The sequence below is a fragment of the Streptomyces sp. WMMC500 genome, from assembly GCF_027497195.1.
Classification (GTDB): Bacteria; Actinomycetota; Actinomycetes; order Streptomycetales; family Streptomycetaceae; genus Streptomyces.
Genome location: NZ_CP114905.1, coordinates 1,010,525 through 1,026,008 on the forward strand (window position 1 = coordinate 1,010,525; position 15,484 = coordinate 1,026,008).

9 protein-coding genes are annotated in these 15,484 nt (G+C 73.8%); 5 read left to right on the forward strand and 4 right to left on the reverse strand.

What is annotated here, in order from left to right; genetic code table 11:
* Positions 1–19: 19 nt before the first annotated feature.
* Positions 20–2,896: a BTAD domain-containing putative transcriptional regulator gene (locus O7599_RS04180; protein WP_281620717.1), complete on the reverse strand. Its 2,877-nt coding sequence runs from the start codon at positions 2,894–2,896 to the stop codon at positions 20–22.
* A 222-nt stretch (positions 2,897–3,118) separates the two neighbouring features.
* On the opposite strand from O7599_RS04180, the gene O7599_RS04185 reads away from it, so the two are divergent.
* The 4 genes from O7599_RS04185 to O7599_RS04200 all read left to right on the forward strand — a co-directional run bounded on the left by O7599_RS04185 (position 3,119) and on the right by O7599_RS04200 (position 7,410).
* On the forward strand, positions 3,119–3,691 hold the full coding sequence (locus tag O7599_RS04185) for a TetR/AcrR family transcriptional regulator (RefSeq protein WP_281620718.1): 573 nt from the start codon (positions 3,119–3,121) through the stop codon (positions 3,689–3,691).
* 104 nt (positions 3,692–3,795) lie between these two features.
* Positions 3,796–5,646: an alpha/beta fold hydrolase gene (locus tag O7599_RS04190; RefSeq protein WP_281620719.1), complete on the forward strand. Its 1,851-nt coding sequence runs from the start codon at positions 3,796–3,798 to the stop codon at positions 5,644–5,646.
* Between the two features lie 148 nt (positions 5,647–5,794).
* Positions 5,795–6,316 carry a pyridoxamine 5'-phosphate oxidase family protein gene (locus O7599_RS04195; protein WP_281620720.1) on the forward strand — a complete coding sequence of 174 codons (522 nt, stop codon included), beginning with the start codon at positions 5,795–5,797 and terminating at the stop codon, positions 6,314–6,316.
* Positions 6,313–7,410, forward strand: coding sequence for a serine hydrolase domain-containing protein (locus tag O7599_RS04200; RefSeq protein ID WP_281620721.1), 1,098 nt, complete (start codon positions 6,313–6,315; stop codon positions 7,408–7,410). The genes O7599_RS04195 and O7599_RS04200 overlap by 4 nt, the downstream gene beginning before the upstream one ends.
* Positions 7,411–7,526: 116 nt before the next feature.
* On the opposite strand, the gene O7599_RS04205 is transcribed toward O7599_RS04200, so the two are convergent.
* The 3 genes from O7599_RS04205 to O7599_RS04215 all read right to left on the reverse strand — a co-directional run bounded on the left by O7599_RS04205 (position 7,527) and on the right by O7599_RS04215 (position 14,421).
* Entirely contained in the window at positions 7,527–11,213 is a 3,687-nt protein-coding gene (locus O7599_RS04205) for a hypothetical protein (RefSeq protein WP_281620722.1), read from the reverse strand.
* Positions 11,203–12,054: a DUF4132 domain-containing protein gene (locus tag O7599_RS04210; protein WP_281620723.1), complete on the reverse strand. Its 852-nt coding sequence runs from the start codon at positions 12,052–12,054 to the stop codon at positions 11,203–11,205. Before O7599_RS04210 ends, O7599_RS04205 begins: the two co-directional genes overlap by 11 nt.
* Positions 12,055–12,153: 99 nt before the next feature.
* Positions 12,154–14,421, reverse strand: coding sequence for a SpoIIE family protein phosphatase (locus O7599_RS04215; protein WP_281620724.1), 2,268 nt, complete (start codon positions 14,419–14,421; stop codon positions 12,154–12,156).
* 292 nt (positions 14,422–14,713) lie between these two features.
* Between O7599_RS04215 and O7599_RS04220 the strand changes: the two genes are divergently transcribed.
* Entirely contained in the window at positions 14,714–15,397 is a 684-nt protein-coding gene (locus tag O7599_RS04220) for a hypothetical protein (RefSeq protein ID WP_281620725.1), read from the forward strand.
* Positions 15,398–15,484: the final 87 nt, after the last annotated feature.

Consider the following 15,484-nt stretch of genomic DNA (forward strand, 5'->3'; position numbering starts at 1 on the left):
CCCCGGCCCGGCAGGCGGCCTACGCGGTCTGCAGACGGCTGCGGGGGTCGGTGGCGGCCGGGTGGCGGAGGTCTTCGAAGATGCGCAGCGCCCGGGCCCACGACTCCCGGGCGGCCGCCGTGTCTCCGATGGTCGCCTGTGCGTCGCCCAGCGCGGTGTGCGCCTTGGCAGCGTTCAGCGGGTCCGCCGCGTCGGGGGACTCCAGCAGCTCCAGCGCGCGCCGGAAGCAGGCGATGGCCTCGTGCGGATCGCCGAGGCGGTGGTGCGCGCGGCCCAAGGTGTCCCAGGTGATGCCCATGAAGTACAGGTCGCCCACGCTCTCCTGCACCGCCAGCGCCTGCCGGGTGCGGGCCAGCGACAACTCGGGCTTGCCGAGCAGGCCGTAGATCCAGCCGATGACGTTCAGCTCGCGGCCCTGACCGCGACGGTCACCGGCCGCGCAGTAGAGGGCGAGCGACTTGCGCGCATGCCTCAGGCCCGGTCCCAGGTCGCCACGTGTCTCGTGGAGGTTGGCCAGGTAGTGGTGGACCTGCGCCTGACCGGAGAGGTCGCCGTTGGCGCAGAAGAGTTCGTAGGCGTGGCTCAGGTGCTCGCGGGCCTGCTCCATGCTGCCCAGGCGGAAGGCGGAGCGAGCCTCGTCGCACAGGGCGGCGGCCAGTTCGGCGTCGCCGACGGGGTCGCCGGCCGTGCGGCGGGCCGCGGCGAGGACCGTCTCCTGGAGCCGGCTGAGTTCGATCCAGCGTCCGTCGCGATCGAGGTAGTTGCCCAGCCGGCGGCCCAGGCGGACGACGTGGTGGTCGAGCCCGGTGCCGGCGGCCAGGCGTACGGCCTCGGTGAGGGTGCGCCGCTCGGCGGCGAACCAGGCGATGGCGGGCGCCGTCTCGACGAGGGCTTCGGGAGTGACGTCGGGCGGCGGCGGGTCCAGGTCGGGGAGCCGGTCGCGATGCGCCCAGAGGGTCCGGCACGCGAGGTGGGCCGAGTGGAGGTAGTAGTCGAGCGTGCGGCGCACGGCGGCCCGGCGTTGCTCTTCTTCCTCCTCTTCGCCCGCCAGCTCTGCGGCGTAGTCGCGCAGCAGGTCGTGCAGGGCGAACCTGCCGGGCGCACGCTCGTCGAGCACGCTGGCCTGGGTCAGCTCGCGCAGCAGGGCGCGGGTCTGCGGCAGCCCGGTGCCGGCCAGGGCGGCGGCCGCGCCGGTGCTCAGCTCCGGTCCGGGGTGCAGACCGAGCAGACGGAACAGCCGGGCGGCTGGCGGGCTGAGCACGCGGTACGACCAGGAGAACACGGTCCGTACGTCCGCGATCAGCTCGTCGCCGCCCGAGTCGGGAGTCCCGTCCGCCAGCTCGGCCAGCGTGCTGCCCGGACGGGCGGCCAGGTGTGCGGCGGCCAGCGCCAGGGCCAGCGGCAGCCGCACGCAACCGTTCACGACGTCGGCCACCGCCCCCTGCCGGCCCTCCAACTGCTCGTCCGCCAGGCGCCGGACGAGGAGTTGCTGCGCCTCTTCCGTGCTGAACGGCTCCAGCACGATCTGGTCCGCGCCGGTGGCGGCCACCAGATCGGGAAGCTGACGCCGGCTGGTGATCAGGGTGGCGCAGCCCGGGGCGCCGGGCAGCAGCGGCAACACCTGGTCGGCGTCGCGGGCGTTGTCGAGGACCACCAGCATCCGCCGCCCCGTGAGCAGGCTGCGGAAGAGTCCGGTGCGCGCGTCGGTGCCTTCGGGTATCTGGCTGTCCGGGATCCGCAGCGCCTGGAGGAAGCCGCGCAGCGCCTCGGCCGGCTCGGTGGGGCTGTCCGCCGCCGCGAAGCCGCGGAGGTTCACGTACAACTGCCCGTCGGGAAAGCGGTCCGCCACCCGGTGCCCCCAGTGCAGCGCCAGCGTGGTCTTCCCCACCCCGGCGGTGCCGACCACGGCGCAGATCGCCGTGCCGGAAGGCTCCTCACCCGCGCCGGGCAGCAGCCGCTCCAGACGGCGGAGATACGTCTCCCGGCCGGTGAAGCCGGCGACGTCCGGCGGCAGTTGCGCCGGCCGGATGGCCGGCAGGGCGGCGAGGGGCGGAGCCGGGGACTCCGCCGCCGCGGTCGAGGGGATGCCGGATGCGTGCTCGCCGGCGGGGGGATCCTGCGGATCCGGACTCAGGTCGAGGCCGGGGCTGCGGCGCAGGATCCGCTCGTGCAGCCGGCGCAGCTCGGGGCCCGGCTCCTCGCCGATCTCCTCGACGAGCGACCGGCGAGTCCTGGCGTACACCTGGAGGGCGTCAGCCTGCCGCCCGGATCGGTAGAGCGCCAGCATCAACTGCCCCGCCAGCGGCTCCACCAGCGGGTGCTCCACGACCTCCGCCGAGAGCCCCGCGACCGACTCCGCGTGCCGGCCGAGCTCCAGCTCGATGTCGTACCGCTCGGTCAGCAGCGTGACGCGCTCGCGCTCCAGCGCGGTCCGCACCTGCTCCGCCCACTGGCCGCGCAGCCCGGCCAGCGGCGTGCCGCGCCACAGCGCGGTGGCCTCGCCGATCAGTCGCAGCGCCCGCTCCGGGTCGTCGGCCCTCCGGGTCCTTCCCTCGCCGGCAAGTGCCCGAGCGCGGAGCAGATCAACGCTCCCGGGGGCGATGTCCAGCACGTACCCGCCGTCGCCGCGACGCAGCACCGGAGCCTCCGGGCCGTCCCCCGAGGCCTGCCGCAACAGCCGGCGCAGCCGGGAGACATAGGTGTACAGCACGTCGCGCGCGGCGTCTGCCGACTCGTCCCGCCAGGCGTGCCTGATGAGCATCTCCACCATGACCGGCCGGCCCGGGGACATCGCCAGCACGGCCAGCACACACCGTTGCTGCGGCGGCCCCAGCGCGTACTGCCGACCGTCCGCCCCGCGCAGTTCCACCGGGCCAAGCAGTCGCAGTTCGGTCACTCCGTCGATCCTCCCGTTACTCTGCGGCCGCTCGTTGGGCTACGGCACAGAGGGTTACCCAGTGTGACGCGTCCCGGGCCGGTGGCCGCGGACGATCAGGAGACCGTGACCAAAGAGGTACAAACGTCGCCCGGTTGTGAACCCCGCGGCCTCCGCGCCGCCGCGGGCGGGGCGGGTTGCGGACCCTTGTCAAGAATATGTAGATCGGTCTAGCGTGAAGGCATGGCGGTCAAGGGGGCACAGACGCGGGCGCGGCTGGTCGACGCGGCGCGTACGCTGATCGAGGCGCGGGGCTATCACGGTACGGGCCTGAACGACGTGATCGCGGCGGGCAGTGCCCCGCGCGGCTCGCTGTACCACCACTTCCCCGGCGGCAAGGAGCAGTTGACCGCCGAGGCCCTCGCCGTCTCCGGCCGGGAGGTCACCGGCGTGATCGCCGAGCTCGCGGACAGCGCCCCCGACACCCGATCACTGATGGAGTCGGTGCTCTCCGCGCTGGCCGACCGGATGGAGGAGGCGGCGTACGCCAAGGGCTGCCCGGTCGCGACCGTCGCCCTGGAGGTCAGCGCCGCCAACGACGTACTGCGGCAGGTGTGCGCGGACGTCTACGACGGGTGGCAGCGCGTGCTCGCCGACCGGCTGATCGCGGACGGGCGCCCTGCGGCCGACGCCGAGGACCTGGCCTGCGCGCTGCTCGCCCTGACGGAAGGGGCGTTGGTCCTGTCCCGCGCCCGGCGCAGCCGGGAGCCGATGGAGCAGGTCCGGCGCACCGCGAGGGTGCTGCTGAGCGGCTGACGGCGCATCACCGGAGCCGGACCCGCGCACCATCCCACCGCACGGAGCGGATCACGCACCGCCGTGCGCCAAGAATATGCAGATCGGTCTATTAGGAGAACGCGATGGTCACCGAACCCGACACCCTCGTCGTCGGCGCGACCGGCCTCATCGGCCGCTGGCTGACCGCCGAACTGCTCACCCGGGGGCGGTCGGTCGCCGCCACCGTCCGGGGCACACCGGCCCGCGATGGCGAACTGCGCGACTGGCTGCGCGAGCACGAGGTCGACGACCGGGCCCTGACGGTCCTCGATGCCGACGTCACCCGCCCCGATCTCGCCCTCGCCCCCGACGCCGCCCGGCGGCTGACCTCCGTACGGGACGTCTACAACACCGCCGCCCTCTTCCGCTTCGCCCTCGGCCGCGACGAAGCCCGCCGCGCGAACGTCGACGGCGCCCTCCACGTGCTCCACCACGCCGCCCGCCTCCCCCGGCTGCGCCGCCTCGTCCACGTCTCCGGATACCGCGTCAGCGGTGCGGAACCGCTCCCCCACCCGGCCCCCGAGGGCCGACTCGCGCGCCTCTACCGCCACTACGGCGCGTACGAGGCGTCCAAGCACGAGGCCGACGCCGCCCTGCGCGCGGAGGCCGCGGCCTCCGCGGTCCCCCTGACGCTCGTCAACCCCGCCACCGTGATCGGGCATGCGCGCACGGGGGAGGCGGGACAGCACCTCGGCCTGGCCGACATGGTGGAGAAGCTCTGGACGGGCCGGCTGCCGGCCCTGGCCGGCACCCGGGACACCTTCGTGCCCGTCGTCACGGTCGACCACCTCGCCCGGTTCATGGCCGCCGTACCCGCACACGACCGCGAACCGCTCCACGCCCACTGGGTCCTCGACCCGGCCACGCCCGAACTCCCGGAGCTGATCGCGCTGCTGGCCCGGCACCTCGGCGTCCGCGCCCCGCGCGCCGCCCTGCCCGTGGGGCTGGTACGCCGGCTGCCCCGGGCACTGACCCGCACCGAGCCCGAGACGCTGACCTTCCTGTCCGACGACCGGTACGACACCGCGTCCGCCGACGCGCTCGCCGAAGCCGCCGGGCTGAGCCACCCGCCCGTCGCCGACGCCCTGTGCCGCTGGGCGGACCGGCTCGTCGCGGAGCGGTTCGGCGCCGCCCGGCCTCCGCTGCCCGGCGGAATGACCTCCGCGGCCGGCACCCGCACCTACGTCGCCGGCGACCGCCGGCACGCCGGCTACGTCCTGCTCCACGGCCTGCCACTGAACGCCGAGACCTGGCAGGGCGTCCTGCCAGAACTGGACGGCACCGCCCTGCTGGCGGACCTGCCGGGGCTCGGCCGCTCCGCTCCCCCGCCGACTCCGGCCGCGCCCACCCCCGGTGCGGGCACCTGCGACGCCGTCGCCTGGCTCGCCGATCTGCTGGCCCCGCTGGAGAGCCGGCCCGTACTCGTCGCCCACTCGGCCGCCGCCGCACCCGCCCTGCGCTACGCGCACGCCCACCCCCACCGGATCGGCGCGCTGGTCCTCGTCTCCCCCTACTTCCTCCAGCCCCGCCCCGGGCCGCACCTGCGCACCTCGGCCCTGACGGGCCCGCTGCTGCGCTCCCTGTCCACCCGGCGGCTCGGCAGCGCGCTCCTCGGCGCCGCGCCGCGCGACCCGGACACCCCGGGGCGGCGCGCGCTGGACGACGCCGTCGCCCACCTGCGCCGCCCCGGCGCCGCGCGGCGCGCCGCCCGGTGGCTCGCCCGGGCGCAACGCCCCGCCGAGCGCGCCGAACTGCGGGCACTCACGGTCGGCTGCCCGGTGCCGGTGCGGCTGGTGGTGGGCGAGCACGACCCGCCCACGGAGTCCACCCCGGACGTCCCCGTGACGGTCGTCCCCGGCGCGGGCCACCACCCGCAGCTCAGTCATCCCGCGCAGGTGGCCGCGGCCATCCGGGCGGGAGTCCCGGCGGGCTGAGGCGGCGGCGGGTAGGACGGCAGGTAGGAATGCCGCCGGGTCGCGAGTGGGGCTTCCTAGCCGTACGCGCGGACCGATGAGTTTCTCCGTTGGCTCAGGTCACCAGTGACGTCGGCGGCCGGCCGGCGTGCCCGAGTGAGGATGTGAGATGTCGGACAGCGAACCCGATGCCGTGCTGGGGCCGTTCTCGTCCCCGGGCGCGCGAGCGACACCGTGGGCGTCGGCCCTGGCGGTCCTCGGTGAGGCCGAGGTGTGCTGGCTTACCACGGTGCGGCCCGACGGGCGGCCCCACGTGACGCCGTTGTTGGCGGCCTGGAGTCTGGGCGGCGTGTGCTTCACCACGGGCGCCGGGGAGCGCAAGGCGCGTAACCTCGAACGGAATCCCCACTGTGTGCTGACGACCGGTACGAACACCCTGACCGGCACGGACGTCGTCATCGAGGGGGTCGCCTCCGTGGTGGACGAGCCCTCCGAGCGGGTACGGGCCGTCGGGGACTTCGAGCGGAAGTACGGCGCGCATCTCACCGAACCCGAGGGCGCCTGGTATCGGATGGGCGAGGCGGTCATCGCCGGGGACGTGAGGCTGTACCGCGTCGCACCGGCGGTCGGATTCGCGTTCGGCAAGCTGCCGGTGTCCAGCCAGACCCGCTACACGTGGCCGAGCCGGTGACGAGAATGCCCCCACTCCAGCAGAAGGTCCAAGGCGTCCTCGACGAACTCGTCGGCACCGGAGCGGAAACCGGCTTGCAGGTCGCCGTCTACCACCGCGGCGCGCTCGTCGTGGACGCCGTGGCCGGGGTCGCGGACAGCCGGACCGGGCGCGCGGTGACCCCGCGGACGCCGTTCTTCAGTTTCTCCGCCGGCAAGGTGATGACGTCGCTGATCGCTCACCTGCTGGTCGGCGCCGGTGAGGTCGCGTACGACACGCGCGTGGCCGACCTGTGGCCGCGGTTCGGCACGCGCGGCAAGGAGACGGCGACTCTTCGCCACGTACTCACCCACACGGCCGGCGTGCCGGCGATGCCCCGCGGCGTCGGCCCCGGCGACCTGACCGACTGGTCACGGGTCTGCGCCGCGCTCGCCGACGCCGAACCACGGTGGCGCCCCGGGACCAGGACGGGATACCACTCGTTCACGTACGGCTTCCTCGTCGGCGAGGTCGCACGCCGGGCCACGGGCAAGCCGATGCGGCAACTCCTGCACGAGCGGGTCACCGTGCCCCTGGGCCTCGACGGCGACCTGTTCTTCGGCGTGCCCCCAAGCGACCTGGCAAGGCTGGCCCACCTCGAGGACGCCACACCGCCCCCTGCCCTCCCGCCCGACGGCGAGACCGTGCTCGCGCCCTGGGAGATGCGGCCGAGCGCGGCGATGGGCAACAGCCACGAGATCCTCCAGGCGGATATCCCGTCGGTCGGCACCTTCACCGCACGGGAGATCGCCGCCGTGCACGCCGCGGCCCTCGACGGCCGGCTCATCGCCGCGGACCGGCTCGGGGAGCTGACCGCGGTGGCCTTCGAAGGCACCGACCAGGTCTTCGGCACCCCCGCGCGCCTGGCGCTGGGCTATCCGCTCGGCCGCATCAGCACGCGGCCGGAGGAGACACCCACCACCTTCGGCTGGGTCGGCGGTGGCGGCAGCTACGTCTACGCCGACACGGCGACAGGCACCTCCTTCGCCCTGACGAAGACCCGCCTGACGCCCCACTTCGCCACGGCACAACGCCTCGCAGACCTGACCACAGCCGAACTCGACCCAGCAGCTTGAGTACGGGCGTTCCCGGCAGCCGTCGCCGGCCGGCCGGACGGGGCGCCCGGCCCGCCGGGGGGTGGGTGCGCGGGGACCGGGGGTCGCGTCCCCGGTCCCCTTGCTCACGCCGGGGGTCAGTCGGGCAGCCGGCGGAGGGCCTCCGCCAGGCGGTCGGCCATCATGTGTTGGTTCCACAGATGTCCCGGGTCGTTGGGCATCGCCGCGTCGTACACCTCCAGGCGGGCCTCCGTGGGCACCCGCCACAGCCGCTCGCACGCGGCCGCCGCCTCCGTCACCTTCAGCCCCAGCGCCGCGCGGGTTTCGGGTCGCAGACCGGTGTCGGTGCGGACGCCGGCGGTGTCGATTCCGGGCAGCCCGGTGAGCCACAAGGCCGCCTCCGCGCGGTCGAGGTCGGCCGCCTTGGCGAGGTGGGATGCCGCGTCGGGGTCGAACGGGGCCGGTTCGCGGCGTTCCAACTGATCGGCCAGCAGGCGCAGTCGCTTGACGGTGGCCCAGCCCCGGGGCACCGGGCGGATGTCGACGAAACCCGGCGGCCGGGGGGCCTCGCCCCGTTGCAGGAACGCCTTGATGCGGTAGTTCCTGCCTGCTTTCGACCGGGACCATTCGCCGAAGTGCATGGCGATGTCCAGCGGCAGCAGCTTGCCCTCCGCGGCGGACCGGGCCGTCGGCGGTTCCTCGTCGCCGTTCTTCCCCGGGTCCAGCAGGCCGCGGTGCAGCGCCGGATCGGTCAGGGGCGAGGAGGCCCAGAACCGCAGCAGGGTGATCACCGCCGCGCGGTGCTCGGCGGGGGTGACGGCGCTCGCCGCGCGGATGCCGAGGCCGCCGATGCGGCCGATGAGCTCGGGCCAGTCGTAGTGGCTCCCGTGGACCGCCCAGTGGGCCATGGCCGTCTCGCCGTCGATCGACCCGGAGAAGAACGCCGAGGCCAGTTCGATCTGCCGGACCATCCCGCCGCTTCCCTCGTGGTAGTAGCTGACCAGGCCGTCCAGGGCGCCGTCCAGGTCCGGTTCCGGAGCCTCCAGCAGGCGGGGGGTCTGCCGGCCGAGCACTTTCAGGAGCCGGTCCCGGTGCTGTGTCCGGCGATCGGTCTCCTGGAAGAACCCCGTGAGGCCGTCCAGGAGCAGGGGGTGGGTCACCTCGGGCAGCAGGGAGCCGAGGGCGTTCCGCAGCGCCGACTCGGAGGTGGCCGTCGCCGCCAGCAGTGCCCGTACGGTGTCCTCGGACATCTCCCGCAGCGCCCGCGACCCCGGGAGGTCACGGGGCGTCAGGAAGTGCCAGAACGCCTTCGGCGGCATGCGGCGCGTGCCCGCGGCCATCGGGGAGACGTGGTGGACGATCCAGCTCTGGTCCATCATGTAGACCCGCCAGTGCGCCTCGCCGGATTCCGGATCGCGCGCGGTGACGTCGTAGCCGCCGTCCAGCAGCAGCCGCCCGTCCGTGCCGGGGACGTCGAGGAGTCCCCACGGGACGGGGGGACTGGAGGACCAGCGGCCGTGCGGCAGGGTACCGGTCGTCGGGAGCGCGTCGCCGTGGACGCCGTCGATGCGGTGGTAGCGCACCCGTCCCGTCACGCGGTCGTAGGCGACCCTGAAGCCCAGGTGGGTGCCGTCGGTGCCGAGGGGCGAGGTGGCGGTGCCGGCGGTGACCGGGGCGAGCGACGAGTGCTCGATCACCCAGCCCTCGTCCGCGCCCAGCAGGGACGGGTCGAGGAACGCGGGCAGGCCGGGCGCGCCGAGTTGCCCGGTGGCCGGGTCGACGGGGCGCGCCACCCGGGTTTCCTTGTCCACGCCGGTGTAGTACCAGTACGTGCGGCCGTCGTGGAACATGTGGCCCTCGGGGCCGACCCGGCGCTCGCCCAGCGTCAGGAGCCGGTGGCCCGTGAACCGCCGGGCGCGGGGGCCGAGGAACGTGTAGCCGGCGCGGGTCTTCTCACCGGAGCGCCACTTCCAGGAGGTTTCCTGTTCCGTGTGGATCTCGCCGGGCGCCCCTGACCAGTACACGCTCTGGTCCTGGTTGACGGCGTGGAAGACCTGGAACTCTCCCTCGGAGAAGACCGCCCGCACGTCGTAGTCGAACCGGCTCGCCCCCTTGGGCACCACGAGCCGGTGCTCCGCGATCCGGCCGCCGGGGCCGATCGCGATGGCCTTGCTGCGGTCGTGCACGGTCAGGATGGGCCAACTGGCGCGGCACCAGTTGTCCTTGCCCTTCAGTTCGCCGGCGGCCTTGTCCAGGGCGTCCCAGCCGAGTTCGTCGAGGATGCCCGCGCGGAGCGTCCTGGTCAGCGGGGCCACCAGGTCGACGGCGGCGAGCCGGTCGAGGAGGCCGGGCAGTTCCGCCACCGCCGGCCGGGACAGCGTGTCGTAGAGCCAGTCGAACGCGTCGAGGGCGCTCTGCAGGGTGCCGGAAGTGGCGCAGGTCAACCGTTCGTCGATGATCCGGCGCAGGAAGGGCCGCAGCGGCTCGATCGTCCACGCGTTCTTCCAGCGCTCGTCGGACCGCTTGTCCTCGAGGAGCGAGTGGACCAGCGGGTCGTGGAAGCGGTCGTCGGCGGTCAGCGCCGCCAGATCGACGCGGTCGTGCTCCCACCAGTGCCCCAAGAGCAGCTTCGGGTCCGGGTCCGGCAGCGGGATGCCCGCCGCCAGGCAGCCGCCGACGACCGCCGCGTCGATGCGGTACTCCCGCGCGGTGCCGTTGCCGAGCCGCAGCGGGCCCTCCTCCGGGTCGATCCGTGCGGCCAGGCGTGGCAGCAGGGCCAGCAGCTCCGCGGGGGCCCTGGGGGGACGGTGGCCGGGTCCGCGGTAGCGGCGGAGCATCGCGGTCAGCCAGCGGCCGGTGTCCTCGCCGAGATGGTCGAAGGCGCCGGCCTCGTCGAGGAAGGCGACCCACCAGGTGTCCATGTCCGAGTACGGGAGGTCGGCGATGTGCCACACGAGCCGCGCCTTCACCGCGTCCGACGTGGCGACGGCGGCCAGCCAGGTCTTGCGCTGCGAGGTCCAGAAGCCGTCCGAGGCCCGCCAGAGCGCGGGCGCCTCCGCAAGGTCCGCGAGCACGGACCCGAGTTCGGCCGCCGGGTCGAGGCCGGCGGCCTTGGCCAGCTTGGTGAGCTGCTTGACCATCTCGGGCCAGGGCGGCAGGCCGCCGAGCGTACGGCGGACGGCCAGTTCCCGCAGCTCCCGGTAGGCCTCGACGGGGTCACCCGGGCGCTTGCCGAGGTCCGCGACGTAGGTCTTGATGTCCTTGACCGACAGCGCCCCGGCGAGGGCGAACTCCAGGAACACCGCGCGCTGCCTGGCCGGATCGACGGACGGCAGGTACTGGTCGGCCCGGCGGGCCCGGCCGAACATCATCGCGGCCTGCCGGTGGCGGCCGGCGGCGACGAACGCCCGGCCGACCTGTTCCCAGAAGGCCGGCAGGTGGGAGTCCGGCAGCGTCCCGGAGAGCTGCCCGTACAGGTCGAGCGCGGGTCCGGGCTTGGGTCCGGCCAGCCGCTCGGCGCGCGCCATCTCGGGCGCCACCGCGAGGGCCGCGTCGGCGCGCGCGGGGTCGTGAAGTACGGCCCACGCGGGGTAGCCGGGCTCCCGGCGGTGCCCGGCGGACACCGGTGGGCCGGGATCGGGGGCGGAGAACCCGGCGGCGGCGAGCACCTGGTCCTCGCCGGGTGCTTCGGCCTGTCCGCTCAGCCGGACCACGGGCCGGGTGCCGAGCAGCGGGTGGGTGTAGCGGCGGGCGGTGACAGGCTCGCCGTCCGGGGTGCCGGCGGGCGCCAGGCCCGTATCGAGCGCGACACGGTCAGCGGTCATGGATCGTCCTCCCCGCGTAGATCAGCTCTGCCATCCGCACGCCCTCGGACCAGGCCACCGGGCCGATCTTCCCCAGCGCGACGGGCCGTTCCGACGCGTCCACCCACAACAGCCGTCCGGTCTCGGTGGACAGGCCGGGGTCGTCGGCCCCCAGCCAGTAGCGGGCCTGCAGCCCGACGCCGCCGTCGGCGATCCGCACCATCGCGAAACCGCCGCGCATGACGAAGCCGTACCGGGCGGCGCGGCCGGTGGCGTAACGCAGCTCCTCGAACTCGCCCCCGGCGTAGTCGTCGAGGCCGGTGGCCGCGGGGTCGGCGGCGTCCGGCCGGTGGTGGACCTCGCGGGCGAGCTGCGGAACACCCTGCGCGGCCCCGCGGTCGTCGAGCAGTTCCCGCCACGTGTCCACGTCGGGCAGCAGGACCGGGTGCGGCAGGGAAACGGGGGCCACGGGCGGGGCGTACGCGGTGCCGTCCTCGCCCACCAGGGCGGTACGGCCCTCGTCGGTGACCTCCGTCAGCAGGCCCGTCCGCCCGTCGACGACCACCACGAGGTGCTCCAGGGCGGACCGCCAGCCCGGGTCGGGCCACACGCGCCCCAGCAGGGCGGCGGGCACCGGCACGCCGGCCAGCAGCCAGGACTCCACGGTCGACCGGCACTCCTCCTCATGCCGCACCAGCCGCTCGGCCAGCGCGGTGAACTTCTCGCCCGTCGAGCTGCTGCGCACGGCTCCGGGGACCGACTGCAGGACGCGGCCGTCGGACTTGCGGCATCTGAGAGTGGTTCCGTCCAGGGCCAGTTCGTGGCCATGGGTGGCGGGAACCCACACGAGTGGAGTCGACATGCCCAGCATCGTGTCAGTCCCCTGTGACAGCCGGCCGGGGCACGTGGCATCACACCGGCTTCGACGGCCCGGTGGGTTGCGCCCGGGCCACACCGCGGGTCATGGATCTTCCGGTGTCAGGTCTTGTTCGACCCAGACGGTCTTGCCTTCCTCGTCGTAGCGGGTGCCCCACCTGCTCGCCAGGGCGGCGGCGATGAGCAGTCCCCTGCCGTCCTCGTCCTGGGCGCGCGGGTGCCGCAGGTGCGGCGCGGCGCTGGAGTCGTCGGAGACCTCCACCGTGAGGCGATCGTCCCGGATCATGCGGATCCGCGGGTTTCCCCGGGCGTGGTTGAGGACGTTCGTCACCAGTTCGCTGACGACCGCCTCGGTGGCGAACACCTGGTCGTCCAGGCCCCAGGCTGCCAGCTCCTCGCGCACGCGCTCCCGGCAGTTCGCGACCGCGGCGCGGTCGCGGGGCACGGTCCAGGACACGTGGCTGGCATCGGGGAGGCGGCTGAGGACCGCGGTGAGGAGGGCACCTCCTCTGCGACGGCGGGCGGGGTCGCCCATCAGGGCGTACACGATGTTGTCGCAGGCCGCTTGGGCGTCGCCGGGCGAACGGCCCGCGGCACGCCGCAACCGGGCGAACGGGTCGTCACCGCCCACCGTGCGGATCATGGACGCGGAGTAGCAGGTCAACAACGTCTGCGGTGCCAGGGTGAGATGTACGGCCTCGTAGACGGAGTGCCGGCCCAGCGGGGGCCCGACGGGAACGTCCAGGGGGCGGGTGGTGCCGTCGGGGGTGGTCGCCAGCGGTGCGGGCCAGTCGGCGGAGGCGATCGTGCACCGCCCGGAGACGGTGTCGTAGACGGCGTAGAGGCAGCGGGTGGCCGCGCCGCCGGTGTCCGTGTCCGGCTCGGCACCGGCGTCCTGTGGGTCTTCCCGGTGCAGTTCGCGTGTGATGTCGTCGAGGTGCGCCAGGAGTTCGTCCGGGTCGAGGTTCATCCGGGCGAGCGTGGCGAAGGCGGTCCGGAAGCGGCCCATGTCCACCGACGCGCGCAGCCCGTGCTGCGGAGTCTCCATCATGGTGAGGCCCACGCGGGCGCTGGACAGGGAGATCACGTCGAACCAGCGGGTCTTGCGGCTGCCAGGCTTCCAGAAGTGCGCGGTGCTGACGGCGGGCAACCGGGGGATGTCGTGCGGCAGCAGTTGCCGTTGCAGTGTCGTCGCCGCGGTGCGCTCCCGGACGTACCGGCGGGCGTTCTCCAGGTGGACCGCGGCGCGGTCGGTGATCTGTTCGGCAAGGGGGAGGTCGTGCCTGTCGAAGGGGTTGGGGTGCCGCCGGCCGCGGTAGAGGCAGACCAGTCCGAGGACACGGCCGTACTGGGTGAGGGGCGTGATGAGCAGCGAGTGCACGCTTGCCCGGCGCAGCCCTTCCGCCCGTGCGGCGTCGTGCATGTGCCAGTCGGACGGGCTCTCGTGCGGGTCGACCAGGCGAGACTGCAGGTCCCTGAGGACCTGGGTGTACGGGGTGGGGAACTCGAAGTGGCTCTGCTCGCCCACCTCGTACAGGCTGGTGAACTCCGGCACCGTCGAGGCGACGGCCGCCCTGCGCAGGGGTGTGGTGCTGAGCAGCGGCGGCAGCGGTGCCTCGTCGCCGTGCAGAACCGATTCGACCAGGTCCACGGTCGCCACGTCGGCGAAGTCCTCCACGGCGGCCGAGGCGAGTTCCTGTGCCGTGCGCGTCAGCCCCAGCGTCGTTCCCACCGCCTCGTACGTCGCGCCGAGCAACTTCTCCGCCTGGCGTGAACGGTCGATGTCGGTGACGTCGTGGATGATCGTGGCCGCGCCGATCACCGTGGCGCCGTCGAGCAGGGGCAGAGCCAGCACCGAGAAGACGCGCGGGCCCTTGCGGATGTCGCGCTGGACGACGGTGCAGCCGCCGGAGACCCGGTCGGCGTTGGTGGCCTCGACGAGCAGGGGGCTCAGCGCCAGGGTCGGGTCGAGTTCGTCCGCTCGGTGGTCGACGACGTCGTCGGCTTCGGCGCCGCGGACGGCGAGCGCGGCGGGGTTGCTGCGCAGCACCCTCAACTCGCTGTCGTACAGCTCGAGTCCCGCGATGGCGTTGTCGAACATCGAGGCCAGATAGGCGGTTTCCGCGCGGGACTCGCCGGGGCTCGCCGCCGTTCCGGTCACCGAGATCCACGTTTCCTCGTCGCTCTGCCAGGCGTCGAACTGGATGACCGGCGCGTCGTTCCTCCGGCTCACGTCGAGCAGCAGCCTGATCGCGTCGGCGGCCGACCGGCCGACGGCGGTGCCGACGGGATGCCCCTTGGCGCCCTGGACCTGTCCGCGCCGGTCGAAGCTGAACGAACTGCCCTTCGCCACGTCGATGCCTCCGATGTGCGTGATGCGTCCGCCGCCGACGCCGCCCCGCGCCCCGGACCGGCAAGATGGCCTTACGCAGCGGACCGCTACTTTCTGTCATGGAGGTCGTGTTCCGATGCCGCACACCATTGTCCGACGCCCGGTGCGGGTGTGCATGCGGTGAGTCCTCGCCGCCACGCCCCGCGCCCGACTCGGTGGTCCGAGTCGCAGATCACCCGGGGCGCATCCATGATGGAACGGAGCACTCGCCCGGAGCCGGCGCCCTGCGGCTGCCAGCGGCAAGGAGGCCTGCGTGCACGAAAAGCTGCTCCACAGGATCGGCGGCCGACTCACCCACCTCCACCACACCCGCTCCCCCGCCACCGCCCGGTCCGAACCCGGCACGCTCGGGCTCGACCCGGTGAAGGTGGGCAGGTTCGGCGCGGGGACGCTGGGCGCGGAGGACGAGGCCGTACTCGCCGGGGAGGTGGCCGACCACCTGCCGCACGGCTGGGACCTCCCCCACAAGCCGGAAGAAGCGCTCCACGAGGTCATCACGCACCTCGGCGGTGAGGACGCACTGATGCAGTGGCTCGACCGCTACCCGGGCCGCCCGCGACTGACGGCGCGGATCTATGTCCTCCTCGGCCTCCTGGACCAGTACAGCGACGCGCCGGCCGTGCTCAAAGCCCTGCGCACGTCCCGTGGTCAGGAACCGTACCCGGAGGGGCTCCGGGACTTTCTCGTGCCCCAGACGGACGAGGAGACCCTCTCCGACCTCGGCTACCGGGTCGAACAGTTCCTCGCGGAGGGACAGGTCGAGAACGCCGTGGCGCTCGCGCTCGCCACCGCCGACTGGCTGCGCGCGTCACTCACCGGACCCGAGGCCGTGCAGACCGGCGTCGGCGACCTCGCCGCCCTGGTGACGTCGGCCCGGGACGACATCGAGGAGGCGGCCGCGGCGGCGACCGGGACCTGGAATCCGACGCCGTCGTGACAGCCGGGCACAGCCGGTACGCCGACGTGCTCACACGCAGGTCTCGTTGAATGCCGAATCCGTGGGCGGTGATAGTCGCGGGGTGCG

Excerpts from the sequence above, each read along its gene's own strand:
- O7599_RS04185 (WP_281620718.1), top strand. The coding sequence starts at position 3,119 with ATGGCGGTCAAGGGGGCACAGACGCGGGCGCGGCTGGTCGACGCGGCG.
- O7599_RS04210 (WP_281620723.1), bottom strand. The coding sequence starts at position 12,054 with ATGTCGACTCCACTCGTGTGGGTTCCCGCCACCCATGGCCACGAACTG.
- O7599_RS04190 (WP_281620719.1), top strand. The coding sequence starts at position 3,796 with ATGGTCACCGAACCCGACACCCTCGTCGTCGGCGCGACCGGCCTCATC.
- O7599_RS04195 (WP_281620720.1), top strand. The coding sequence starts at position 5,795 with ATGTCGGACAGCGAACCCGATGCCGTGCTGGGGCCGTTCTCGTCCCCG.
- O7599_RS04205 (WP_281620722.1), bottom strand. The coding sequence starts at position 11,213 with ATGACCGCTGACCGTGTCGCGCTCGATACGGGCCTGGCGCCCGCCGGC.